The sequence below is a fragment of the Bradyrhizobium genosp. L genome (assembly GCF_015624485.1).
Lineage (GTDB): Bacteria > Pseudomonadota > Alphaproteobacteria > Rhizobiales > Xanthobacteraceae > Bradyrhizobium.
The window spans coordinates 4,578,434-4,600,139 of sequence record NZ_CP061378.1; the positions used below are offsets into that span (position 1 = coordinate 4,578,434).

A 21,706-nucleotide genomic window follows, 5' to 3' on the forward strand; every position below is an offset into this window, starting at 1 on the left:
CGGTTCACCGCTCCACGTCGCCGAACACGAACTTGGGCATCTCCCATTTGTAGCGGATGGCAAGCAGCCGGAAGCTCAGACCGAGCGCGAAGGTCAATACGGTCCAGAGCGTGTCGTTGAGGTGGAAGCCGAATGCGGTCGCATAGAACAGGCCGGTGACCACGGAGACGCTGGCGTAGAGCTCGCTGCGGAACAGCAGCGGCACCTCGTTGCAGAGGATGTCGCGCAGCACGCCGCCGGCGCAGCCCGTGATCATGCCGGAGACGATCACGATCGCCAGCGGCGCGTCGACCTGCCAGGCCACGTCGCAACCGGCCATCGTGAACACCACGAGCCCGATCGCATCGAGCACCAGAAAGGCGAGATTGAGCCTCACCACCAGCCGCGCCAGCAGGATGGTGATGAAGGCCGCCACGCCCGCGATCACGAGATAGATCGGATGCGCGACCCAGAGCAGCGGGTAATGCCCGAGCAACACGTCGCGGATGGTGCCGCCGCCGAGCGCGGTGATGGCGCCGAGCATGCAGACGCCGGCCCAATCCATGCTCCGCTTGCCTGCCGCGAGCGCCGCCGTCATCGACTGCGCCGCAACCGCGATGAACGAGAGCAGGTGCAGCACGGAATCGGTGGGCGGCAGGGTCCACATCGCAAAATGCCCCATGGAACGGCATGGAACCGGGAATCGCCGGTTCCATCATGAACGGGTTGCAACATTGGCGCGGAACATCCTCCGGCGCCAGCGATTGTCCATGGCGTTTAGCTTTGGGGTGCTAACGGAGGAACGAATCAATGACCTACGATCCCAACGATCCGTACCGCGCCAGTATGAGTGATGAAGAGGCCCGGCGTCAGGCACGCTTCAACAGCCTCGACAACGAGCTGCAGCCGGATCCGGAGCTTCAGGAAGGCCCGGCCAGCGCCACCAAGATTGCAATGTTCGCAGTTGCGATCGCGGTCGTGCTGGGTGCGCTGTTCTATGGGCTGAATAACACGTCGGTGAACCAGGCCCAGACCACGCCGTCGACCCAGACCGCCCAGACCCAGCCCGCCAATCCGGCCGGAGCCCCTCCGGGCATGCGTGACGTGACGCCGAAGCCGAATGGCCAGCCCGGCATGACCACCGGTGCTGCGCCGGCACAGCCGGCGGCTCCTCCCGCCGCCAAGCCGACCGGCCAGGACATCGACCGTTCGGCCACGCCGTCCAATTCGACCGGCGACAAGAACCAGTAATCTGCTCCAACACACCTACGACGCGCAGCGGGCCAATCGGCCCGCTGCTTGTTTGCGTCGTCTATTTGAACATCTTGTTGAGTTCGCCGCCGGGATAGCCATTGGCGAATTCGGTGAAAGTGCCCTTCTCGGCCATCTCCTTGGCGGCTTTCATGACGCCGGTCCATGCCATCCGCGCCAGCGTGCCGCCCACGCTGATCCGGCGCACGCCGAGTTCGGCGACCTTTTGCAGCGACAGGTCGGAGGCACCGCCGATCAACAGATTGACCGGCTTCGGCGCCACCGCCTTCACGACCGCGGCAATCTCCTCGCTGGTCCCGATACCCGGCGCATAGAGCACATCGGCTCCGGCATCCGCGTAGGCCTGCAGCCGTTCGATCACCAGCTTCAGATCCTTGACGCCCCGCAGGATGGCTTCGCAGCGGCCGGTGAGCAGCACACCGCTGTCGCCGATCGCCTTGCGCGCGGCCTTGATGCGCTCGACCGCAAGCTTATGCTCGAACAGCGGATTGGCGGCATCGCCGGTGAAATCCTCGATCGAGAGCCCGGCGACGCCGGTCTTGACTGCGCGCGCGACATTGACGGCGACTTTCTCTGGTTCGACCGCGAAGCCGTCCTCATAGTCCGCATTGACGGGGATATCGACCGCCGCGCACACCGCGGTGAGATGATTGCAGACGTCGTCGACGGTGACGTCGTTGTCGGGCTTGCCGATGGTCCAGGCAAAGCCCGCGCTGGTCGAGGCCAGCGCCTTGAAGCCGAGATGCTGGAGCGCCAGCGCACTGCCGACATCGAACGGGTTCGGAATGATGAAGCATCCGCTCTCGTGCATCTTCTTGAAGGTGGTACGTTTGTCAGCAGTTGTCACTGGCATCGTTCTCTCCCGGTTGAGTTGGCCGCGCAGAGATAGGCACGCGGCCATCCGCGCGCTAGTGCTTCTCGTGAACCGTGCGGCTGTCCTTCGGCGCCTGATCGCGTTCGTTCAGACCGTAATCCCTCATCACGCTTGCGACCCGCAAGCGGTAGTTCTCGAAGATCTTCGCACGGCCCTTGGCCTGGGTGCGGCGATGCTCGATCGTGTTGCGCCAGGCCTCGACCGCGGCTTCGTCGCGAAAGAACGACAGCGACACGAACTTGCCCTTCTCGGTGATGCTCTCGAACCGCTCGACCGAGATGAAGCCGTCGATCTGCTGCAGGATCGGTTTCAGTTCGGCGGCGAGGTCGAAATAGTGCTGCCGCTCATCCGGCTTGGGCCAGACTTCGAAGATCACGGCGATCATGGGCGCCTCCGCAAATTGTCGTTGTGAGCCGACTATAGCTCGACCTTGCGCAGAAAGGTCCGCTCCTCCGCCAGGATGAAGCGGTTTTCTTCCGCGAAATTGAAATTCGCCATGCCCTCGCTGTCCTGGCGCAGCCGTGCCCGATAGGCCTCGTAGGCGGCGAGGTTTTCGAACGAGATCAGCGCGAAGGCGATGTTGTTGGTGCCCTCATGCGGCATCCAGTAGCCGAGCAGATCGCCGCCGCAGCGCGGGATGATCGAGAGCCAGTTCTTCGCATACTGCTCGAACATCGCGCGCTTGAACGGATCGAGCTGGTAGCGAATGAAGACGGTGACGGTCATGATGACACTCCTCGCAATGACGGCATGGTGAGAGACTACCGCCTTGCCCGACGTCGATGCTTCGGCTATCATCGAACTATGAAATCCGGACCCGACATCTCCCGGATCGCCGCGTTGGTCGGCGATCCCGCCCGCTGCAACATGCTGACCGCGCTCCTGACCGGCCGCGCGCTGACCGCGAGTGAGCTCGCGCAGGAAGCCGGCGTCACGCCGCAGACCGCGAGCTCGCATCTTGCCAAGCTCGAAGCCGGCGGACTGATCGAGCCGGAGAAGCAGGGGCGCCACCGCTACTACCGTCTCACCGGCCCCGACGTCGCCAGCGTGCTCGAAGGCTTGCAGGGCATCGCCGCCCGCGCCGGCCACATGCGCGTGCGCACCGGGCCGAAGGATCCGGCGCTGCGCCGCGCCCGCATCTGCTACGACCACCTCGCCGGCGATCTCGGCGTGCAGATGCTCGACAGCATGAAGCGGCAGAGGCTGGTGCGCCAGAGCAAGCAGGCGATCGAGCTGACCGGCGACGGCAAGCGCTTCATGGCCGAACAGCTGCAGATCGACGCCGATGCGCTGACGCATCCGCGCCGTCCGGTGTGCAAGGCCTGCCTCGACTGGAGCGAGCGGCGCCACCATCTCGCCGGCACGCTCGGCGCCGCGCTGATGGACCGCTTCACCGAGCTGAAATGGGCGGCGCGTGACGCTGTGCCGGGCAGCCGCGTGGTCAACTTCTCGCGCAACGGCGAGAAGCGCTTTGCGGCGCTGTTCGGGGCGGATGAATAACCGCGCGCATTTCGTGTCGATGGCGATGAATGCGCCGCGCATCGTTTCTCGTGGCTGCGAAATATGACGAATTGTTACTCGGCCTCCTTGCGGCGTGCTGACGCAGCCATGCCTCGCGACATGATGGCCCGCAACATTCATGTCGCATTCAGCCCGCAAGATTATGGTCGGCGACATCGGGCACGGCTTCTGCAATGATCCGGCCGGGCGAATCGGTAGAGTGAAAGTTTGTTGCGGTGCCGCGGCGCGGCCCATATCAAAGGAGAGACCATGAAGTATCTTTTTGCAGCAGCAGTTTTGGTGACGACCGCATTCGCCGGCATGAGCGCAGCTGAGGCTGCCGGCGGTTGCGGCCCCGGCTTCCATCGCGGCCCCTATGGCGGATGCGCCAGGAATCGCGGTGACGTCGTCGTTGTCCCCGGCGCCGTCGTCGTCGAACGCCCGGTGGTGGTGGTGCCGCGCGGTCGCGGCTGCGGCCCGGGCTTCATGTGGCGCGCCGGCCGTTGCCGTCCGATCTGAGCGCGGCGCGATCCGAGCAAACAAAACCCCGCCACGTGCGGGGTTTTTCTTTTGCGACGAGCACGCCAAAAGCGGTTCACTCAAGTCCGATATCTCACCAGTGCCGGTGATGATGACGCCAGTGCCGGCGCCAATGACGGCGATGCCAGCCCCAGTGCCGGTGATGCCAGCGCCGGTGCCAGTGGCGATGATGCCAGCCGCCATGACGATGATGCCAGCGCACCTCTTCCGGCTTGAGGCGCGCGACTTCCGCGTCCGTGGTGACGGCGGGACGCGCATCCCCGGCCGTCGGCAATTGGGCATCCTGGTTGAGCGGATGCGGCGCGAGCGGCGCCGCCTCCGCAGCGCTGGCGAAGGCCGCGGTGCCCGCGGCGACACCGAAGGCGATCCTGAGAAAATCCCGACGTTCCATGACATCTCCCTTTCGCAGAGTTGGACGACCTGCAGCGCAAGTCTGATGGCGCCGATCTGAATGGCCGGTGAATTCTGCGTTCACCTTCATGAAACCGGCCTGCTGCGTGACGTCACATAATTTACCGTCTCTCCCCTCGTCGTCCCGGCGAAGGCCGGGACCCATACGCCGCGGCGGATGTTGTTGAAGGGACTCGTCATTCCGGCGGGGCCTGACAATGATCTTCGGTGGCTATAGGTCCCGGCCTTCGCCGGGACGACACCGAGTTTGTTGCAAGATCTCGCAAAACAATCGGTGTCGTCCTCCGCGCATGCGGGGGATCCAGTATTCCAGAGACGCTGGTGCTTGAGCCGAGAGGCCGCGGCGTACTGGGTCGCCCGATTAAATCGGGCGATGACAGCGGGGGTGGGGATGTAGCTTCGCGCTCTCGCGACATGAGTTGTCCGAGTTTTGCTTCTCGTTTCGCCCTCTCGCTTTGTAGAGGGCGCAGGGAAAGCCGGGTGCCGATCGCACCCATGGGTCCCGTGCAACAAAAAGCACGGGAGTAGGACCACAGGTGTAACCGGGAACAACCCGGCTTTCCCTGCGCGATGGGTTACGGCTTATACGTGCTCGCCCCGGCGAGACTGGGCTTTTGTGTCACCGTCATCCCTGAGAAGCGCTAGCTTCTCAAAGGAATCAACACCTGCCACTAGGGCGTCAGGCCTGCACGATTTCACCGTCCGCCTTGCGCGCGCTTCGTCCTCGCGCGCTTGGCGTCCACCGCATCTCACCGCAACACTCATGACGACCGCGAAGCGCCCCTCGATCGGGTGAGACGGGACATCTATACACCAAATCACTCTTCCGATAAAACGAATTATTTTTTTGCAGCGGGATTGACGGGTTTTGCTGAGTTGCCCGTCGTGTTGGATTTGTCACACGTCGCGACAGCGCCATGCGAATTGCGCGGGGGTGAGATGATCGTAAATTTCGCGCGCGCCGCCTGCGCGAGCGGATGCTATGGATGCATCGCAGCGAAATGAGCGCGAAGCGGACATCAACCGCTCGCGCCGCGAATGGGAGTGACCGCCATGCGCAGGATCTTTGCGGGCGTGATCGCGACGGCTTGCCTCGCACCGTCGGCGCTAATGGCCGAGGTGATCCGTTTCGACATCACCGAGCGCGTGCCGGCCTTCGCAGGCCGCAGCTTTGGCGAGGTCGGCCCTTACGAGCGGATCACCGCAAAGGCGACGATCGCGCTCGACCCCGCCGACGATCGCAACGCCGTCATCACCGATCTCGCGCAGGCGCCGCGCGATGCCGACGGCAAGGTGGAAGCCACCGCCGACGTCGTGATCCTGCGACCGGCCGATCCGAGCCATGGCAACGGCACGCTGCTGCTCGAAGTGCCCAATCGCGGCCGCAAGCTCGCGCCGCAACTGTTCGACGATTCCCCGCAGCCCGGCGCCAACAACGCTGCCAGCGCCGACGATGCCGGCATCGGCTTCCTGCACCGCCGGGGTTTTACGATGGTCTGGGTCGGCTGGCAGGGCGACATCCCTTCCAAGCCCGGCCAGATGGCGATGGCCGCACCGGTGCTGAAGGGCGTCACCGGGCCGGCGCGCGAGGAATTCGTGTTCGACAACACGACCAATCCGGCGCGCGCGACGCTGACCTGGCCGTTGGCCGATCCGGCCAATCTCAAGGTCACCGTGCGCGCCGCCTGGGCCGATCCGCGCCAGTCGCCGCAGGGCCTCTCCGCCAATCTGGTGGATCCCACCACGATCGAGATCATCCGGCCCGACGGCTTCGATGCCGGCGCGCTCTATGAGGTCACCTACACCGCGCGCGATCCGGTGCCGCTCGGCATGGGCTTTGCCGCGGTGCGCGACGTCGCGAGCTTCCTGCGCCGCGACACCACGCCGGCCAATCCGCTGCTCGACGGCCTGCATCCGTCGGTCAGCCGCGCCATCGGCTTCGGTGTCTCGCAATCCGGCCGCTTCCTGCGCGACTTCCTCTATCTCGGCTTCAACGAGGACACCAAGGGTCGCGTCGTGTTCGACGGGCTGATGCCGCACGTCGCGGGCACGCGGCGGATGGCGACCAATGTCCGCTTCGGCCAGCCCGGCCGCAATCCGCGCAGCCCGCAAGACCCGGCCTGGCAGGCCGATCTGTTCCCGTTTACCTATGCGACGCTGTCCGATCCCTTGTCCGGCAAGACCGACGGCCTGCTGCGCCGCTGCGCGTTGTCGGCGACCTGCCCCAGGGTGATGCAAACCGACAGCGAGCTCGAATGGTGGTCGTCGCACGCTTCGCTCCTGGTCACCGACCTCGCCGGCAACCATCTCGATTTGCCCGACAACGTCCGCGCCTACATGATCGCGGGCACGCCGCATTTCGCCGAGCCGACCGACGTCATGCACAAGGGCGTGCCGGCCCTGTCGCTGCCGCAAAACCCGATGCACGCCGGCGCCCCGATGCGTGCGCTGCTCACCGACCTCAACGCCTGGATCAGCGACGGCACCCCGCCGCCCTCGAGCCGCGTGCCGATGCGCGCGAGCGGCACGCTGGTCCCGGCCAGGGGCGCGGTGCCGACCGACATCCCCGGCCTGCCCTACACCGGCATCCATATGCCCGCCGTCTTCTCCGATCAAACCGTGCTGCCGCCCAGGGAAATCGGCCGCTATCCCGTGTTCGTGCCGAAGGCCGACGATGAAGGCATGGCGATCGCAGGCGTCCACCAGCTCGCCATCGCCGTGCCGCGCGCGACCTACACGGCATGGAATCCCCGTGCGCAGGGCTTTGGCCCGACCGCGCTCTACCCGCTGCAAGGCGCGGTGGTGCCGTTCGCGCCGACTGAAGCCGCGCGGAAGGAGGTCCACGACCCGAGGCCGTCGATCGCGGAGCGTTATGCGGACAATGACGCCTATGTCGCGGCGGTGCGACGGGAGGCCGCACGGCAGGTGGCGGAACGATTGCTGCTGCCCGAGGATGCCGACCGCGCGATCGAATCGGCGAAGCAGAGCGAGCTCGCGAAGCTGGGGCAGTGAGCGGAGCAGCCCTGTCGCCTCGGCGCAGCCGTCCGCAGCGGCGCCGCGACACAGCCCATGCCGGGTTCCACCGCGAGTTGAACAGTTAGGTTAATTTACCTTTGACTTGCCAGCGGTCCGCAGCATTGCGATGATTGGTGATGAAAGCCGATACCGCCACCGCCGAACAAATCGAAACCCTCTATCTCATTCGAACCTTCACCCGGATCAAAGACCGCCATGCCCGGCTCGCCGTGCTGGACTACGTGAAGAGGATGGCTGAGGAAGACGAAGACAGTCGCGGCAACCCGCCCACTCCGAACTGACGCCTCGCCGGCATGAGCGAAGCGCCATGCGGGACAGCAGCTCCGTAGGATGGGTGGAGCGCAGCGATACCCATCATTTCGCCGGGCGGATACCGTTGATGGGTATCGCTGCGCTCCACCCATCCTACGCAGCGCGCACGCGGCAGCGTCTCACATCAGCTTCAACGGTGCATCGTGGACCAGGCGAAGATTGATCCCACCGATCAGCCGCGCACGATACGCCTCGGCACCGGCAATCGCGGCCTCGGTCTGCCGCAGCGTGCTGACATTCGATCCGTACGACACGATGCCGCCGAGCACGAGCACAATCGATCCGAGCGCGGAAGTGACGCCAGTGCCGAACAGGCCGAGTAGCGTGACCAGCAACAACGCGAAGCCCCCAGCGATTGCAACCTTCGAACCAAGGATGATCCTGCGCGAGCGCTCGGCGCTCTCGGCCAGCTCCTCGATCCGCGCTTCGAGCTCGGAAATCTCGTCGGTCGGATCGTCCTCGGACATGGCTTCCAACTCGTAGGGCGGGTCAGGCGCACCCGTAACCCGCTGCCGGTGGCGTAAAGCGAAGCGGTGGGTTACGCTTCCGCCTTCGCTCATTGAGCTACGGCGGACAAGTCGCTAACCCACCCTACGGCATCACTACAACGGCAAATTGTCGTGCTTCTTCGCCGGAATCTCGACCTTCTTGTCCTTCAGCATCGCCAGCGCCCGCGCGATCCTTCGCCGCGTCGAGTGCGGCATGATCACGTCGTCGATATAGCCCCGCTCGGCCGCGATGAACGGCGACAGGAAGCGATCCTCGTACTCCTTGGTCCGCGCCGCGATCTTGTCGGGGTCACCGATGTCGCTGCGGAAGATGATTTCCACCGCGCCCTTGGCGCCCATCACTGCGATCTGGGCGGTCGGCCAGGCGTAGTTCATGTCGGCGCCGATTTCCTTCGACGCCATGACGTCGAAGGCGCCGCCATAGGCCTTGCGGGTGATGATCGTCACCAGCGGCACCGTGCATTGCGAATAGGCGAACAGCAGTTTTGCGCCGTGCTTGATCAGGCCGCCATATTCCTGCGCGGTGCCCGGCAAGAAGCCCGGCACGTCGACGAAAGTGACGATCGGGATGTTGAAGGCATCACAAAAACGAACGAAGCGTGCGGCCTTGCGCGAGGCGTCGCTGTCGAGCACGCCGGCCAGCACCATCGGCTGGTTGGCGACAAACCCCACCGTGCGGCCGGCGATGCGGCCGAAGCCGGTGACGATGTTCTTCGCAAAGGTCTCGGAGATCTCGAAGAAGTCGCCCTCGTCGACGACCTTCAGGATCAGCTCCTTCATGTCGTAGGGCTTGTTCGGATTGTCGGGGATCAGCGTGTCCAGCGACATGTCGACGCGACCGATGTCGTCGAAGCTCGGCCATTCCGGCACGCCGTCGGTGTTGTTGGCCGGCAGGAAGTCGATCAGCCGGCGCATCTGCAAGAGAGCATCGACGTCGTTCTCGAAGGCGCCGTCGGCGATCGAGGAGCGCGTGGCGTGCACCGAGGCGCCGCCGAGTTCTTCCGCCGTGACCACCTCGTTGGTCACGGTCTTCACCACGTCGGGGCCGGTGACGAACATGTAGCTGGTGTTCTTCACCATGAAGATGAAGTCCGTCATCGCGGGCGAATAGACGTCGCCGCCGGCGCAGGGGCCCATGATGACGGAAATCTGCGGGATCACACCCGAGGCGATGACGTTGCGGCGGAACACGTAGGAATAGCCCGCCAAGGCAGCGACGCCCTCCTGGATGCGCGCGCCGCCGGCGTCGTAGAGGCCGATGATCGGCGCCCGCGCCTTCATCGCCATGTCCTGCAGCTTGGTGATCTTCAGCGCATGCGTCTCGGACAGCGAGCCGCCGAACACCGTGAAATCCTTGGCGAACACGAAGGTCTTGCGGCCGTTGACGGTGCCCCAGCCGGTGACGACGCCGTCGCCGGGGATCTTGCTCTTCTCCATGCCGAACTCGGTCGAGCGGTGCTCGACGAACATGTCGAATTCCTCGAACGAGCCCTTGTCGAGCAAAAGCTCGATCCGCTCGCGGGCGGTGAGCTTGCCGCGGGCGTGCTGCGCCTCGATGCGCTTTTCGCCGCCGCCCAGCTTGGCGCCGGCGCGCCGCTCTTCGAGGGTGTCGAGGATGTCTTTCATTTGTTTCCGCCCGTGTTAGCTACAGTCCGCGTCCCACGCGAAGCCCGCTTCGCAGGGAAAACGCTTTAGCACGGCCATTTCGGAACCGGAAACCCGGTCTGTGGGGCAAAAACGGTAGTATTTTCTGATAGCTGGGGAGACGGCGATGACCGACATGGAGCCTGAGGCGACGGGTGCTGCGACCGGTGGGGTGCGCACCCTGCTGCGGCTCGAGGGGCTGGTACTGTTCCTCGGGATGACCGTGCTCTATTACAAATGGGAAGGCTCCTGGCTGGTCTATGTGCTGCTGTTCCTGGTGCCGGACATCAGCTTTGCCGCCTACCTGATCAGCCCGCGCGCGGGCGCCCTCGCCTACAACGCCGCCCACACCTATCTGGCGCCGGTCGCGCTGATGACGCTGGGCTTTGCCGGCGAAGGCCCGCTGGTGCTGTCGATCGCGATGATCTGGCTCGCCCATATCGGGATCGACCGCGCGTTCGGCTACGGGCTAAAATATGAGCGGGGATTCGGCTTCACCCATCTCGGGCGGATCGGCAAGGACAAGGCGCCGGCCTGAGCCGCGCACGGCCGGCCAAATTGACAGGCTGCCGCGCGATTGATCTAGTCGGTCGCATTCAAAAAGACATTTGGGTGAACCGATGCTGACCGATTGGCGCCTGCCCGCGACCGCCATCCTGTTGTGTTGCGCCGTCCTGTTCACCTGCATCGAGACCAGCGCGCAATCCGTGCCGAAGGAGATCGCGGCCCGCACCGAGATCTACGCCATCCCGTCGCTGACGATCTCCGACCAGCAATTCCTGACCGGCGATGCCAACGGCAAGCCGGTCACGGTCGGCGGCGAATTCCGCATTGCGCAAGGAAGCGGCCGGCTGCCGGTCGTGGTGCTGATGCACGGCTCGAGCGGCGTCGGCAGTGCGATGGACGGCTGGGTGCGCCATTTCAACGGCATGGGCATCTCGACCTTCGTGATCGACGGATTTTCCGGCCGCGGCCTGACCGCGACCGGGCCGAACCAGGCGCTGCTCGGCCGGCTCAACCTGATCGTCGACATCTACCGCTCGCTGGAGATCCTGGCGAAGCATCCACGGGTCGACCCTGAGCGGATCGTGCTGATGGGATTCTCGCGCGGCGGACAAGCGACGCTCTATGCGAGCCTCGACCGCTTCAACAAGCTCTGGAACAAGTCCGGCGTGCAGTTCGCGGCCTATATCCCGTTCTATCCGGACTGCTCGACGCGCTATCTCGGCGACACCGAGGTGGCGGCGCGGCCGATCCGGATCTTCCACGGCACGCCCGACGACTACAACCCGGTCGCGAGCTGCAAGGCCTATGTCGCGCGCCTGCAAGAGGCCAAGCGTGACGTTGTGCTGACCGAATATCCCGATTCCGCGCACGGCTTCGATGCCGGCCTGATCGGCAATGCGACCGTGGTGGAATCCGTGGGATCGCAGACCGTGCGCCACTGCACCATCAAGGAAGGCGAAGGCGGCGTGCTGATGAACGCGGCGACGCAAGCCGCCTTCAGCTACAAGGATGCCTGCGTCGAGCTCGGCCCGCATGTCGGCGGCAATCCCACGACCGCGATCGAGGCGCGCAAAGCGGTGAGCGATTTCCTGGTGACGCTGTTCAAGCTCGGATAGCGCTCACGCATATTTGCGCGCGAACACCACGCTGACGACGACGAGGCAGGTCGCCGCGATCATCGTCCAGGCGACCTGCTCATGCAGCAACAGGCCGGCCAGCGCGAGGCCGAAGAACGGCTGCAGCAGTTGCAATTGGCCGACGCTGGCGATGCCGCCGCGCGCGAGCCCGCGATACCAGAACACGAAGCCGACCAGCATGCTGAAGACGGAGACATAGAACAGCCCGAGCCAGGCCGGCGCGCCGATGCCGCTCCAGCTCGGCGGCAAGGTTGCGATCGTCATCAGCAGCACCACCGGCGCGGACAGCACCAGCGCCCAGGAGATCACCTGCCAGCCGCCGAGCCGCCGCGACAAGGTCGCGCCCTCGGCGTAACCGAGACCGCAGACGATGATGGCGGCGACCATCAGGAGATCGCCGGTCAGCGAGGCCGAGCCGTCGTTCGACAGCGCGAAGCCGGCGACCGTGGCGCTGCCGAGGCAGGAGAACAGCCAGAACAGCGGCTTCGGCCGCTCGCCGCCGCGCAGCACGCCGAAGATCGCGGTCGCCAGCGGCAACAGTCCGATGAACACGATCGAATGCGCCGAGGTGATGTGCTGGAGCGCCAGCGCAGTGAGCAGCGGAAAGCCGATCACGACGCCGAACGCGGTGATCACAAGCGAGACCAGGTCGTCGCGCCTCGGCCAGGGCTGGCGCAAAGCGGCCAGCAGCAGCGCGCCGAGCAGCGCCGCGATCGCGGCACGCGCCGCAGTCAAAAACAGCGGCGAGAAGCCGGCCACCGCGACCCGGGTCGCCGGCAGCGAGCCGGAGAAGATGATCACGCCGAGCAGGCCGCTGCCCCAGCCGTCGATTGAAGTCGCCCCCCTCGCCTCGCCCGGCAATGCTCTCGAATCGCTCATCACGCCTCACCTTCGCGGGCGACGCTAGAACGCGTGGGCTGGCCAAGGCAGCTACAGATCAGTACAATATCGAAGAACTGTATGGGTCAAGATAGGCATACACATGCAGCAATCTTCCGACGCGCCGAAGTCCACGCGGACATCAGAGGTGATGAACGCGATCCGCGCCCGGGTGGCGAGCCGGGCGCTCGCAGCCGGCGACCGCCTGCCTTCGATCCGCAGCTTTGCCACCACGATGGGCGTCTCGCCCTCCACCGTGGTCGAAGCCTATGACCGGCTGGCCGCCGAGGGCCTGATCCGGGCCCGGCCCGGCTCCGGCTTCTATGTCTCCGCGACCGCGTTGCCGCCGCTGGCTTTGGCAAAGGATCAGCCGCAGCGCGACCGCGCCGTCGATCCGTTCTGGGTGTCGCGGCAGTCGCTCGACGCAGAGCAGGACGCGCTGAAGCCGGGTTGCGGCTGGCTGCCGTCCGACTGGATGCCGACCGAGGCGCTGCGCCGGGCTTGCCGCGGCCTGGCGCGCGCCGAGGATGCCGTGCTGACCGACTATGGCGCGACGCGCGGCTCACTCAAGCTGCGGCGTCTGCTGATGGCACGCTTCGCCGACGAGGGCCTCGAGGTGCCGCCCGATCAATTGCTGCTGACCAATTCGGGCACCCAGGCGATCGATCTGGTCTGCCGCTTCCTGCTGCGCCCCGGCGACACTGTGCTGGTCGACGATCCCTGTTACTTCAATTTCCGGGCGCTGCTGCGCGCGCATCAGGTGAAAATCGTCAGCGTGCCCTACACGGCGCAGGGTCCTGATGTCGCAAGCTTCGAGGCGGTGCTCGACGCCGAGCGGCCGCGGCTCTATGTCACCAACTCGGCGCTGCATAATCCGACCGGCGCGACGCTGTCGCCGCAGACGGCGCACCGGCTGTTGAACGCGGCCGCGGCCTACGATCTCACCATCGTCGAGGATGATATTTTCGCCGATTTCGAGCCCGAGCCGTCGGCACGGCTCGCCGCGCGACGGGCTCGACCGCGTGATCCGGATCGGCAGCTTCTCTAAGACGCTGTCGGCCTCGGTACGCTGCGGCTTCATTGCGGCGCGCGCCGACTGGATCGAGGATCTCGTCGACCTCCAGGTCGCGACCGGCTTCGGCGGCCCGAGCGTGGTCGCGACCGAAATCATCGCAGGCGTGCTGGCGAGCGGCTTCTACCGCAAGCATGTCGAGGAGCTGCGCCGGCGGCTGTCGCGCGCCCGCCGCGACGTCGGCGAGAAGCTGCAGCGGATCGGCATCACGCCGTGGCTGATGCCGCGCGGCGGCTTCTATCTGTGGTGCCGCCTGCCCGGCGGCTGCGACTCCGCCGACGTGGCGCGCGCGGCGCTCGCGGACAATGTCGTGCTGGCGCCGGGCAACGTGTTCAGCGCGCAGCAAACCGCCGCCAGCTTCATGCGCTTCAACGTCACGCATTGCCGCGACCCGAAGCTGATGCCGACCTTGCAACGGGCGCTCCGGCAATAGCGGTGATCGCTCGTGAGGTGAGCACGTCTGTCAGGCTCCCTCTCCCCTTGCGGGAGAGGGCGGGGAGAGGGGTGGCCCCGGGCGTGATGCGCGGATTCGATCGACGAGCTATCAACCAGCGCTCGCCGCCGGGCAATCGCACCCAACAACAAGCAGAGCAAGCGGCACCGCTCTCCCTAACCCTCTCCCGCAAGGGGAGAGGGAACCCTCGCAGCGGCGCGTCCCTTACTTCCCGGCTATTTCTCGCCGACCTTGAACGGCTCCTCCTTGCCGGGCGGCACGGTTTCCTCGGCCATCGCCAGGATCATCGCGACCATCACGTAATTGCCGGCGAGCGCCGTCAGATCGACGATCTGCTGATCGTTGAAGATTTTCCTGGCACGCGCATAGGTCTCGTCGGAGAGCTTCTTGGTCGTGGCCAGTTCGGTAACGAAATCGTAGACCACGGCCTCGTCGTCGGCCATCTTGCCCGGCCGGTTGCCGGCCTTCAGCTCGGCGATCACGTCGGCCGACAGTCCGGCCTTGGCCGCCAGCGGCGCGTGCGCGAACCATTCGACCTGCGAGCGCCACTGCCTGCCGATGATCAGGATCGCGAACTCGTTGAGCCTGGTCGGCACCGAGGTCTGCCAGCGCAGATAATAGAAGAGATCATAGAGCCGCTGGCCGAGCACCGGGCTGCGGATGATCGGATTGTAGGGCCCGCCGATGCCGACGCTCGACACCTTCATGATCTGCTCGCCGAGCGGCTTCTGCTGGTCGTTGAGCTGGTCCATCGTGAGCTGCGGAAAGCGCGGCTCCTTGCTGGTGGCGGGCGCCGAAAACATCGTGGCCGCGAGCCAGCCGCCGGCGGCGGCGAGCGTGAGCGACGACAGCCAGACTGACGTTGAGTGCATGGTTTCCTCCGGTTTGTTCTTGCCGGAGGATGCTAGGACATGACGTCGCGCGCGACAAACGCAAAGCGTTTGCACGGAGGTCGGCCTGTTACAGCGCGACGATATCGGTGAGGCATTGCTGCGTCACGCTCATCCGCGCATCGATCTGCGCTTGCGTCTTGCAATCCATGTTCATCGCGAACACCGTGATGTCATTGCCCTTCTCGACCCAGCCGACCAGCCAGCCGAGCGAGCCGTGCTCCTTGTCGGTCAGTCCGGTCTTGGCGCGGATGATGGCGTCGCCGACTTTGGTCACCGGCAGGATGTCGCGCACCAATTCCTGGCTGCGCTTTGCGACCGGCAGTGTGCCGCGGCGCAGCCGGTCGAGGAAATCGACCTGCTGGGTCGGATCGATCCGCAAATTGCCCTTGACCCAGAACTGGTCGATGCCGCCGCCGATGTCGCGATTGCCATAGTCGAGCATGTCGACATATTTCTGCATCCGCTCCGCGCCGATCCGGCGCGCGATCTCCTGGTAGACTGGAAATGCCGACACCGCGATCGCCGAGCGCAGCGTGTGGTCCTTGTTCCAGGCGTCCACGCTGCGCGTCACGCCGTCCCACTTGAAGACGTCCTTGTCGGGGTCCTGCACCACGCCGGTTTCCAGCGCGATCAGCGAATTCGCAATCTTGAAAGTCGAGGCCGGCAGCCTGCCCTCACCCGAACGCACCTTGTCGCTGGCGACGATCAGATAGTCGTCGATCTTGTAGCCGACGAAGGTGCCGACGGTGTCGAGATCGAAGAACCGCCGCGCCAGTTCCTCGCGGAACTCGCTGCGCTGATAGGAGACATTGGATCGGCCGCGCGACGGCACGATGCTCGCGGCGGCGATGAGACCGAGCGTTTGGCGGCGATTGATCACGACAGAACCTGGATTGGATCGGGTTGGCGACGATGGTTGATGCCATCGTGGCAATGCGATGGCAATAAGGCTCTCTTGTTGACGCGTTCTCTTGACGCGAACCGGGATCCGCTTCGCTTGAAAACGCTATGGTTGGCGCACCCGTCCCGACATCCGCAGCACGAAGATCAAGACCTCGGCGACCGCCTTGTAGAGCTCGGTTGGAATCTCCTCGCCGAGCTCGACATTGGAGAGCGCACCGGCCAAGACTTCGTTCTCCTCGATCGGGATCTCGTTCGCCTTGGCGACCTCGATGATCTTGGCGCCGATCGCGCCCTTGCCTTTCGCCACCACGCGCGGCGCGCCGGAATGGTCGTAGTGCAGCGCGATCGCGAGCTGGTTTCTGCTGTCGGTCATGATGCGCGGTCCAGGAAATGGCCGGCCCGCGCCGGCGCCACCTGCGGCGGCGCACCGTCGCGGATCTCGATGTCACCAGGCACGAGCTCGGCCTTGGCCAGCGCCTGGCTCAACTCGGCGGCGCCGGCGCGCAGCTCGGCTGCGGTCGACGGCCGCTCGGCCCACATCCGCACCGAGGTGCGCTCGCCGCTGAGCGAGATCAGGGCATGCACCGGCCCGGTCGGTTCGACATCAAGCGTGAAGCGTGCGCGCCAGACCCGCTTGGCGGCTTCCAGCTCATTGCCGGCGCCGTCGCGTGAGATCTCGAACTGCGCCATCGCCGTGCCCTGCTGGGTGAAGAACGGCACCTCGAAATTCCAGCGTGGCGTCATCGCATCGAGCTGCGGCCGCGCGGCGTCGGCACGATCCGGCAGCGAGGCGAGCTGCAGCAGCGTGTGCCGTGCCAGCGCCGCGTCGGTATTTTCACCAAGGCGATGCGCGACGGTTGCGAGCGGCGCATCCGGCGCAATCGACGGCGCCGCGATGGGCTGCGCCGCCGGCAATGAACCGCGAAACGGCGGCGGCGTGCCGGCGTGCGCAAGCGCATCGCCGGCCTGCGTGTTGCTCGCACCCGCGCCCTGCCGGGCCGCTTCCTGCAGCAAATTGAGCGCGCTGGCCGGCGTGGCTGCGGCGTCGAGCGCCTCGGCCAGGACGCCGGCGAGGCTTGCGCCGCCGGCACTGGACTCGCCGGCCAGCGGCACGCGCACCTGCGGCAACAGGATCTGCTGAAGCTCGGGCTCCGGCATCTCCGGCACCAGGCCGGGTGCGGTGCCGACATTCGAAAGCGTCGCCTCGGGGACCGTCGCGGACATGGATCCGGCGGCATTCGCCGTGCCGAGCGATGACAGCGTCTGCCGCAGCACGATCAGCGCGGCCTTGAGATCGGGTGCATTGCCGGGCGGCGCTACGCCTGCGGCCAGCGAGGCCTCGAGCAGCACGCCGGATCGCTGGAACGCGGACTTGACGTCCGCGCCGCTTAGCTGCTCGTCGAGACTGGTCTGCTGCGCCAGCACTTGCGCGACGGCGGCTTGAAGTTTTGGCGGCAGATTGGCAGAGGCGATCGCCGCCAGATTGGCGAACAGCGGCGCCTGGCTGCCTTGCACGGACGCCGCGCTCTGCGCCGTGGTGGCGACCGTGACGCGCTCGAGCGGCGTCAGCACGTCGCGTGCCGGCGCACTGCCCTGCACGTTGACGCCGGGGCCGGCCACGCCCGGCGACAGCGTGACCGCGTCGCTTGCGTCGGTGCCCGACCCGACCAGTTGCAGGCGGATGCCGTCGCCATTCTGCGAGACGGCAAGCTGCAGGTTCTGGCCCTGCTGCAATGGCACTTCGGTCTGCACGTCGATCGCGAGGCCCGCGATCGCGATCCGCACCATGTCGGCCGACAGCACTTTCAGCACCTCGGCCTTGACGACACTGCCCGCGTTGAGCGTGAGGTCCGGCGCAACGCTGCCCGCCTCGGAGGCGGCAAGCACCGGCAGCACGGGATTGATGGCGATTGCCATGGGGGGTCTCGGCGGCGGCAGGAGTTGCATGAATCGCCCCAGGACAGCGTCGTTCGCCGCCCCGGATCGGGCTCCACGCTAGCCCGGCGTCCTAAACCTCTCGTTAACCCCGCGCCGAAAGTGCCTCAGTGGGCGCCCACCACGGCCCAATAGCGGCGGCCGTTGGTATTGGGATCGGTCCCGTCGCTGCTCGAGAAAATGATGCCAAAACCCTTCCAGTGCGCGAAGCGTCCATGACCGGAGCTGACCTCGGCAAAGGTTGAGTGGGCGGGTCCGAGCGGCGTCTTGTTCTCGTAGACGACGACCGGAGACCGCGAATCGCCCTCGATGTGGGGATCGTCAGCGAGGGCGGCCAAATCGCCATATTCGCGTGACGAAGGCACGGTGCGGAATGCAGCCTTGGCCTGCGGCTCGAACGGCCCGACCAGCTGGACGACAATCTCGCCTTTCGGACGCGGATCGTCCCACGAGCGGTCCAGCCAGAGCGCCACGCTGAAATAGGCGGCGACGCCCAACGCAATGCTCGGCCACAGCAGGTGACCGTTCCAGGCCAGCAGCCAGGCTCGGCTGCCTCGCACCGGTTCCACAAAGCATTGCGACATATCTGCACTCATTAACGCCACGCCACCATCTATCCCGGTGCCAGACCAACTGGACAAAAATCAGGCGCCCGCCAACCAGCCGCGCATCGCCCACGTCGATCTGCCGTCAGCCTATCACGGACTTGGCGGCGCGGCGACCATGCTGGTCGGGGCGACAGCGGCATCCGGGAAGCCGGCGTTGCCCAACATGTCGATTGATTGCTGATTAGCCAGCCGCCGTGCGCGCCTTGAGAATGCCGGCCGCGGCCTTGAAGTCGACCAGCCGCGCGGCGCGGCGTGCGGCGACCTCCTCGTCGATGCCCCATTGCTGGGTATTCCAGTCCTCGTCGACATGCGCGGCGGCCCAGATCTGGTCCTCGTCGCGAACGCCGTGCGCAAGCGCCAGCGCCAGCAGCGCCGAACCGGTCAGCGTGGTCACCACATGCAGCGCCGCGACCGACCATGGATCGGTCGGGAAAGCCGCGCGCGCAGCAGCGATCGCCGCCTCGGGCTGGCCGACATGCATGATGCCCTCGGCCAGCACGAAATGCGCACCGAGTTGATCTGCGGCCCAGAACACGATCGGGTCCCAGTGCGCGGCTTCCCGCGCCACCAGCGTCTCGGGATGGCCGGCGCGATAAAACAGCAGATCGCTGCCGAGGAATTTTGCGGCATCCGCGGCGACGTCGTCGACTCGATCAATCACCCCTTCGACGACGCTGTTGGCAAATCGCGTCAGCGGCATGGTCAGCGGATCGATGGTTTCGCCTTGCGCATTCCATTCCGATGCGATCGTGTCCGCGATGGCGCGCGCCGGCACCACGATCGGCTTGCCGGATGGCGAGCGGATCTGTTTACCGTCGAGCGTGATTGCAAACCCGCCGTCGGCATCGGCCACGCCGGCGCTGCCGTAGAACCGCTTGCGCTGGGGCGTGCGCAGCTGGCGCCGCACCGCCTCCTGGGGATCGAGCGGGGATTGTCCTGCAACGTCGTCAAACAGTTCGCGCATCCCGCCGACCAGCTTCCGTTTTGAGGGGTTTAACGGCATGATATGTAGAGCCATTTCCGTTGCGATGGAATCGGAACGGGGCTCTAGACTGTCGTTTTGACGCATTTTCTTTTACGCGAACCGGTACCGACTTCGCTCGAAAACGCTATCGTGCCAACGGCAAATAGAGCTGATGGGACGCGCCAAATTCCTCGCTTGCCTTGTCGGCGTGGCCGCGTTCGGCGCGGTCCCGGCCGATGCCGGGTTCCGCTCGCCGGAATCCCTGATCCGCAATGTCTATGCCCATTACGGCCGAGGCAGCGCCGAGTTCTCAAACGGCCTGCCGCGCGACGAGGACACAGCGCGGCAATTCTTCGATCCGACGTTGCGCGATATCTGGACCGCGCCGCATGACGCGCCCTACGATTTCCTGGTGCAGAGCCCGACCTGGCGGCTCGGCGCCATCTCGATCACCGTGCTGCGCCGGCAATTCGATCGAACCTACATGACCGTGACGTTCGACAATCAGGGCCGCGCCGTCACGCTCAGCTTCGTCGTGATGAAAGGCCCCGAAGGTTGGGTGATCACGGACGTCGAAAGCGCCCACGATTCCCTGCGGATGTTTCTGGTGCAGTTCAGGCGGTAAGGATGATCGTGATGTCGCATGGCCAGGCCATGCGGTTCACAGCCTGAACAGCGCCTCCGCATTGCCATGCGCGATCAGCGCGCGGTCGGCGGCTGACACCGGGATCTGATCCAGGAACGCGCGGGCCTTGGCCATCGAGCCGTAGGGGTAGTCGGCCGAAAACATGATGCGGCCGACCCCGATCTCGAGCAGCAGATCGAGAAATGTCGGTGGGAAATTGAAGCCCGCGAACGTGTAGTGCAGGTTGTCGCGCAGATAGGCGCTGACGGGGCGCTTGAGCTTTGTGATCTCGACCGGCATCACGTCGACCCGCTGCATGAAGAACGGCAGGCCCTCGCCCATGTGGCCGATCACGACCTGAAGCTTTGGGAAGCGGTCGAAGACGCCGCCCAGCACCATGCGCAGCACGTGCACCGCGGTCTCGATGTGCCAGCCGAAACCCGGGCCGGCCAGCATCTCGGTGACAAAAGGCGCAAAGCCGCCGAACGACGCCTCGATCACCGGCTTCGGTGGTTTGGTCGGATGCAGATAGACCGGCGCGCCCAGCACCTCAGCGGCCTCCAGCACCGGCCAGAAGAATTTGTCGTCGAGATAGCGGCCGCGGTGATGGCCGTTGATGACCGCTCCCGCAAAGCGTTGACCGTTGACGCGGCGCTCGAGCTCCTTCGCCGCATGATCGGGCGAGGCGATCGGCAGCGCCGCGAAACCCGACAATCGCGTCGGGTGCCTCGCGATCGCCTCGGCCAGCGCATCGTTGGTGTCGCGCGCGAGCGCCAGGGCATCCGCGGTTTCCAACTGCTCGACGCCCGGCGCGGTCAGCGAGAGCACCTGCATGTCGATCCCTGCCGCGTCCATCTGCGCGATCCGGCCGTCGCCGAGATCGCAGAGATCGCGCATCAGTTGCTCGGCACGTCCCCCGACCTGGCGGGCCTGCTCTTTGAGGTCGCGGCCCGGGCCATCGAGAAAGCCCGGCGTGGCGAAATGCTCTTCAAGCGTGATGGTGCGCATGGCCTGGTCTTCCGTTGCAGGCGGATGCCCGCCAACGGGCATTCATCCGATCTATCGAAGTGTTGCGGCGAATGTTGGCGATTTTCCGGGGTGCCGCTCGAGAACTGATTGCCCGATTGATTTTAGATGTGATCAAAGAGACGTCACCTACCCGCGATTTGCCGTGGAGCTCCGCTGAAATGACGCACGTGACGTTCCGCCCTGCCCAGATCGGCGATCTTCCGGCCATCATCGCCCTGCTCGCCAACGACGTCCTGGGGCAGCAACGCGAGGATGCGAGCATGCCGCCGCACCCGACCTGTGTCGACGCGTTTCGCGCCATTCTCGCCGACCCCAACCAGTTGCAGGTCGTAGCCATCCTGCACGATGACGTGATCGGCGCCCTGCAACTCAGCTTCATTCCCGGGCTCGCGCGGATGGGCGCCTGGCGCGGCCAGATCGAGGCGGTGCGCATTGCGGAAGCGCACCGCGGATCGGGCGTCGGGCAGCGGATGTTCGAATGGGCGATCGCGCAGTGCCGCGCGCGAGGCTGCAATCTGGTCCAGCTCACCACCGACAGGACGCGGCCCGACGCCCATCGCTTCTATGAAAGGCTGGGGTTCGTTGCCAGCCATGTCGGCTACAAGCTGACGCTTTGAAGTCGCG

General features: G+C 65.6%; 24 protein-coding genes and 1 pseudogene. 10 read left to right on the forward strand and 15 right to left on the reverse strand.

Annotated features, from left to right (window positions below; translation table 11 throughout):
• Nucleotides 1-4 precede the first annotated feature (4 nt).
• Entirely contained in the window at nt 5-646 is a 642-nt protein-coding gene (locus IC762_RS21680) for a trimeric intracellular cation channel family protein (protein ID WP_195784269.1), read from the reverse strand.
• 143 nt (nt 647-789) lie between these two features.
• Between IC762_RS21680 and IC762_RS21685 the strand changes: the two genes are divergently transcribed.
• Nucleotides 790-1,230 carry a hypothetical protein gene (locus IC762_RS21685; protein ID WP_195784270.1) on the forward strand — a complete coding sequence of 147 codons (441 nt, stop codon included), beginning with the start codon at nt 790-792 and terminating at the stop codon, nt 1,228-1,230.
• 61 nt (nt 1,231-1,291) lie between these two features.
• On the opposite strand, the gene IC762_RS21690 is transcribed toward IC762_RS21685, so the two are convergent.
• The 3 genes from IC762_RS21690 to IC762_RS21700 are packed head-to-tail and all read right to left on the reverse strand — an operon-like array spanning nt 1,292 to nt 2,851.
• Nucleotides 1,292-2,104, reverse strand: coding sequence for an isocitrate lyase/PEP mutase family protein (locus tag IC762_RS21690; RefSeq protein ID WP_195784271.1), 813 nt, complete (start codon nt 2,102-2,104; stop codon nt 1,292-1,294).
• Nucleotides 2,105-2,159: 55 nt separating this feature from the next.
• Nucleotides 2,160-2,510: an antibiotic biosynthesis monooxygenase family protein gene (locus tag IC762_RS21695; RefSeq protein ID WP_195784272.1), complete on the reverse strand. Its 351-nt coding sequence runs from the start codon at nt 2,508-2,510 to the stop codon at nt 2,160-2,162.
• Nucleotides 2,511-2,542: 32 nt separating this feature from the next.
• Nucleotides 2,543-2,851, reverse strand: a complete 309-nt coding sequence (locus tag IC762_RS21700; RefSeq protein ID WP_195784273.1) for an NIPSNAP family protein — start codon at nt 2,849-2,851, stop codon at nt 2,543-2,545.
• Between the two features lie 78 nt (nt 2,852-2,929).
• Between IC762_RS21700 and IC762_RS21705 the strand changes: the two genes are divergently transcribed.
• Nucleotides 2,930-3,625 carry an ArsR/SmtB family transcription factor gene (locus IC762_RS21705; protein WP_195784274.1) on the forward strand — a complete coding sequence of 232 codons (696 nt, stop codon included), beginning with the start codon at nt 2,930-2,932 and terminating at the stop codon, nt 3,623-3,625.
• A 270-nt stretch (nt 3,626-3,895) separates the two neighbouring features.
• Nucleotides 3,896-4,144 (forward strand): GCG_CRPN prefix-to-repeats domain-containing protein, encoded by a 249-nt coding sequence (locus IC762_RS21710; protein WP_195784275.1) that lies wholly within the window; start codon nt 3,896-3,898, stop codon nt 4,142-4,144.
• 94 nt (nt 4,145-4,238) lie between these two features.
• Here IC762_RS21710 and IC762_RS21715 read toward each other — a convergent pair whose 3' ends face one another.
• Entirely contained in the window at nt 4,239-4,556 is a 318-nt protein-coding gene (locus IC762_RS21715) for a twin-arginine translocation signal domain-containing protein (protein ID WP_195784276.1), read from the reverse strand.
• Nucleotides 4,557-5,629: 1,073 nt separating this feature from the next.
• Here IC762_RS21715 and IC762_RS21720 point away from each other — a divergent pair.
• Nucleotides 5,630-7,588, forward strand: a complete 1,959-nt coding sequence (locus tag IC762_RS21720; protein ID WP_195784277.1) for an alpha/beta hydrolase domain-containing protein — start codon at nt 5,630-5,632, stop codon at nt 7,586-7,588.
• 140 nt (nt 7,589-7,728) lie between these two features.
• Nucleotides 7,729-7,893: a hypothetical protein gene (locus tag IC762_RS21725; RefSeq protein WP_195784278.1), complete on the forward strand. Its 165-nt coding sequence runs from the start codon at nt 7,729-7,731 to the stop codon at nt 7,891-7,893.
• A 150-nt stretch (nt 7,894-8,043) separates the two neighbouring features.
• On the opposite strand, the gene IC762_RS21730 is transcribed toward IC762_RS21725, so the two are convergent.
• Both IC762_RS21730 and IC762_RS21735 read right to left on the reverse strand, forming a co-directional pair.
• Nucleotides 8,044-8,391 (reverse strand): hypothetical protein, encoded by a 348-nt coding sequence (locus IC762_RS21730; RefSeq protein ID WP_195790231.1) that lies wholly within the window; start codon nt 8,389-8,391, stop codon nt 8,044-8,046.
• A gap of 135 nt (nt 8,392-8,526) precedes the next feature.
• On the reverse strand, nt 8,527-10,059 hold the full coding sequence (locus IC762_RS21735) for an acyl-CoA carboxylase subunit beta (RefSeq protein WP_195784279.1): 1,533 nt from the start codon (nt 10,057-10,059) through the stop codon (nt 8,527-8,529).
• Between the two features lie 145 nt (nt 10,060-10,204).
• Between IC762_RS21735 and IC762_RS21740 the strand changes: the two genes are divergently transcribed.
• Both IC762_RS21740 and IC762_RS21745 read left to right on the forward strand, forming a co-directional pair.
• Complete coding sequence (locus IC762_RS21740) at nt 10,205-10,615, forward strand: DUF4260 domain-containing protein (RefSeq protein ID WP_195784280.1); 411 nt, start codon at nt 10,205-10,207, stop codon at nt 10,613-10,615.
• Between the two features lie 82 nt (nt 10,616-10,697).
• Complete coding sequence (locus tag IC762_RS21745) at nt 10,698-11,699, forward strand: dienelactone hydrolase family protein (protein WP_195784281.1); 1,002 nt, start codon at nt 10,698-10,700, stop codon at nt 11,697-11,699.
• Between the two features lie 3 nt (nt 11,700-11,702).
• Here IC762_RS21745 and IC762_RS21750 read toward each other — a convergent pair whose 3' ends face one another.
• Nucleotides 11,703-12,599 carry a DMT family transporter gene (locus IC762_RS21750; protein ID WP_195784282.1) on the reverse strand — a complete coding sequence of 299 codons (897 nt, stop codon included), beginning with the start codon at nt 12,597-12,599 and terminating at the stop codon, nt 11,703-11,705.
• A gap of 103 nt (nt 12,600-12,702) precedes the next feature.
• Between IC762_RS21750 and IC762_RS21755 the strand changes: the two are divergent.
• A pseudogene (locus IC762_RS21755) lies at nt 12,703-14,104 on the forward strand (PLP-dependent aminotransferase family protein).
• A 236-nt stretch (nt 14,105-14,340) separates the two neighbouring features.
• Here IC762_RS21755 and IC762_RS21760 read toward each other — a convergent pair.
• The 6 genes from IC762_RS21760 to IC762_RS21785 all read right to left on the reverse strand — a co-directional run bounded on the left by IC762_RS21760 (nt 14,341) and on the right by IC762_RS21785 (nt 19,428).
• Nucleotides 14,341-14,997 (reverse strand): carboxymuconolactone decarboxylase family protein, encoded by a 657-nt coding sequence (locus tag IC762_RS21760; RefSeq protein WP_195784283.1) that lies wholly within the window; start codon nt 14,995-14,997, stop codon nt 14,341-14,343.
• 88 nt (nt 14,998-15,085) lie between these two features.
• Nucleotides 15,086-15,898: a class D beta-lactamase gene (gene blaOXA, locus IC762_RS21765; protein ID WP_195784284.1), complete on the reverse strand. Its 813-nt coding sequence runs from the start codon at nt 15,896-15,898 to the stop codon at nt 15,086-15,088.
• 126 nt (nt 15,899-16,024) lie between these two features.
• Nucleotides 16,025-16,294 carry an EscU/YscU/HrcU family type III secretion system export apparatus switch protein gene (locus IC762_RS21770; protein WP_195784285.1) on the reverse strand — a complete coding sequence of 90 codons (270 nt, stop codon included), beginning with the start codon at nt 16,292-16,294 and terminating at the stop codon, nt 16,025-16,027.
• Nucleotides 16,291-17,838 carry a flagellar hook-length control protein FliK gene (locus tag IC762_RS21775; RefSeq protein WP_195784286.1) on the reverse strand — a complete coding sequence of 516 codons (1,548 nt, stop codon included), beginning with the start codon at nt 17,836-17,838 and terminating at the stop codon, nt 16,291-16,293. Before IC762_RS21775 ends, IC762_RS21770 begins: the two co-directional genes overlap by 4 nt.
• 125 nt (nt 17,839-17,963) lie before the next feature.
• Nucleotides 17,964-18,461 (reverse strand): hypothetical protein, encoded by a 498-nt coding sequence (locus IC762_RS21780; protein ID WP_195784287.1) that lies wholly within the window; start codon nt 18,459-18,461, stop codon nt 17,964-17,966.
• 184 nt (nt 18,462-18,645) lie between these two features.
• Nucleotides 18,646-19,428, reverse strand: coding sequence for an ATP12 family chaperone protein (locus tag IC762_RS21785; RefSeq protein WP_195784288.1), 783 nt, complete (start codon nt 19,426-19,428; stop codon nt 18,646-18,648).
• 172 nt (nt 19,429-19,600) lie between these two features.
• Here IC762_RS21785 and IC762_RS21790 point away from each other — a divergent pair, with 172 nt between their 5' ends.
• Nucleotides 19,601-20,053, forward strand: coding sequence for a hypothetical protein (locus IC762_RS21790; protein ID WP_195784289.1), 453 nt, complete (start codon nt 19,601-19,603; stop codon nt 20,051-20,053).
• Between the two features lie 36 nt (nt 20,054-20,089).
• Here IC762_RS21790 and IC762_RS21795 read toward each other — a convergent pair whose 3' ends face one another.
• Nucleotides 20,090-21,061: an amidohydrolase family protein gene (locus tag IC762_RS21795; protein WP_195784290.1), complete on the reverse strand. Its 972-nt coding sequence runs from the start codon at nt 21,059-21,061 to the stop codon at nt 20,090-20,092.
• A gap of 179 nt (nt 21,062-21,240) precedes the next feature.
• Here IC762_RS21795 and IC762_RS21800 point away from each other — a divergent pair, with 179 nt between their 5' ends.
• Nucleotides 21,241-21,699 carry a GNAT family N-acetyltransferase gene (locus IC762_RS21800; protein ID WP_195790232.1) on the forward strand — a complete coding sequence of 153 codons (459 nt, stop codon included), beginning with the start codon at nt 21,241-21,243 and terminating at the stop codon, nt 21,697-21,699.
• Nucleotides 21,700-21,706: the final 7 nt, after the last annotated feature.

What these genes read in the sequence shown, in the direction of transcription:
- IC762_RS21730 (WP_195790231.1), bottom strand. Translation starts at nt 8,391, where the DNA reads ATGTCCGAGGACGATCCGACCGACGAGATTTCCGAGCTCGAAGCGCGG.
- IC762_RS21770 (WP_195784285.1), bottom strand. Translation starts at nt 16,294, where the DNA reads ATGACCGACAGCAGAAACCAGCTCGCGATCGCGCTGCACTACGACCAT.
- IC762_RS21745 (WP_195784281.1), top strand. Translation starts at nt 10,698, where the DNA reads ATGCTGACCGATTGGCGCCTGCCCGCGACCGCCATCCTGTTGTGTTGC.
- IC762_RS21700 (WP_195784273.1), bottom strand. Translation starts at nt 2,851, where the DNA reads ATGACCGTCACCGTCTTCATTCGCTACCAGCTCGATCCGTTCAAGCGC.
- IC762_RS21685 (WP_195784270.1), top strand. Translation starts at nt 790, where the DNA reads ATGACCTACGATCCCAACGATCCGTACCGCGCCAGTATGAGTGATGAA.
- IC762_RS21710 (WP_195784275.1), top strand. Translation starts at nt 3,896, where the DNA reads ATGAAGTATCTTTTTGCAGCAGCAGTTTTGGTGACGACCGCATTCGCC.
- IC762_RS21800 (WP_195790232.1), top strand. Translation starts at nt 21,241, where the DNA reads ATGACGCACGTGACGTTCCGCCCTGCCCAGATCGGCGATCTTCCGGCC.
- IC762_RS21785 (WP_195784288.1), bottom strand. Translation starts at nt 19,428, where the DNA reads ATGCGCGAACTGTTTGACGACGTTGCAGGACAATCCCCGCTCGATCCC.
- IC762_RS21775 (WP_195784286.1), bottom strand. Translation starts at nt 17,838, where the DNA reads ATGGCAATCGCCATCAATCCCGTGCTGCCGGTGCTTGCCGCCTCCGAG.
- IC762_RS21695 (WP_195784272.1), bottom strand. Translation starts at nt 2,510, where the DNA reads ATGATCGCCGTGATCTTCGAAGTCTGGCCCAAGCCGGATGAGCGGCAG.
- IC762_RS21740 (WP_195784280.1), top strand. Translation starts at nt 10,205, where the DNA reads ATGACCGACATGGAGCCTGAGGCGACGGGTGCTGCGACCGGTGGGGTG.
- IC762_RS21680 (WP_195784269.1), bottom strand. Translation starts at nt 646, where the DNA reads ATGTGGACCCTGCCGCCCACCGATTCCGTGCTGCACCTGCTCTCGTTC.
- IC762_RS21760 (WP_195784283.1), bottom strand. Translation starts at nt 14,997, where the DNA reads ATGCACTCAACGTCAGTCTGGCTGTCGTCGCTCACGCTCGCCGCCGCC.
- IC762_RS21790 (WP_195784289.1), top strand. Translation starts at nt 19,601, where the DNA reads ATGGGACGCGCCAAATTCCTCGCTTGCCTTGTCGGCGTGGCCGCGTTC.
- IC762_RS21720 (WP_195784277.1), top strand. Translation starts at nt 5,630, where the DNA reads ATGCGCAGGATCTTTGCGGGCGTGATCGCGACGGCTTGCCTCGCACCG.
- IC762_RS21725 (WP_195784278.1), top strand. Translation starts at nt 7,729, where the DNA reads ATGAAAGCCGATACCGCCACCGCCGAACAAATCGAAACCCTCTATCTC.
- IC762_RS21690 (WP_195784271.1), bottom strand. Translation starts at nt 2,104, where the DNA reads ATGCCAGTGACAACTGCTGACAAACGTACCACCTTCAAGAAGATGCAC.
- IC762_RS21735 (WP_195784279.1), bottom strand. Translation starts at nt 10,059, where the DNA reads ATGAAAGACATCCTCGACACCCTCGAAGAGCGGCGCGCCGGCGCCAAG.
- IC762_RS21715 (WP_195784276.1), bottom strand. Translation starts at nt 4,556, where the DNA reads ATGGAACGTCGGGATTTTCTCAGGATCGCCTTCGGTGTCGCCGCGGGC.
- IC762_RS21795 (WP_195784290.1), bottom strand. Translation starts at nt 21,061, where the DNA reads ATGCGCACCATCACGCTTGAAGAGCATTTCGCCACGCCGGGCTTTCTC.
- IC762_RS21705 (WP_195784274.1), top strand. Translation starts at nt 2,930, where the DNA reads ATGAAATCCGGACCCGACATCTCCCGGATCGCCGCGTTGGTCGGCGAT.
- IC762_RS21750 (WP_195784282.1), bottom strand. Translation starts at nt 12,599, where the DNA reads ATGAGCGATTCGAGAGCATTGCCGGGCGAGGCGAGGGGGGCGACTTCA.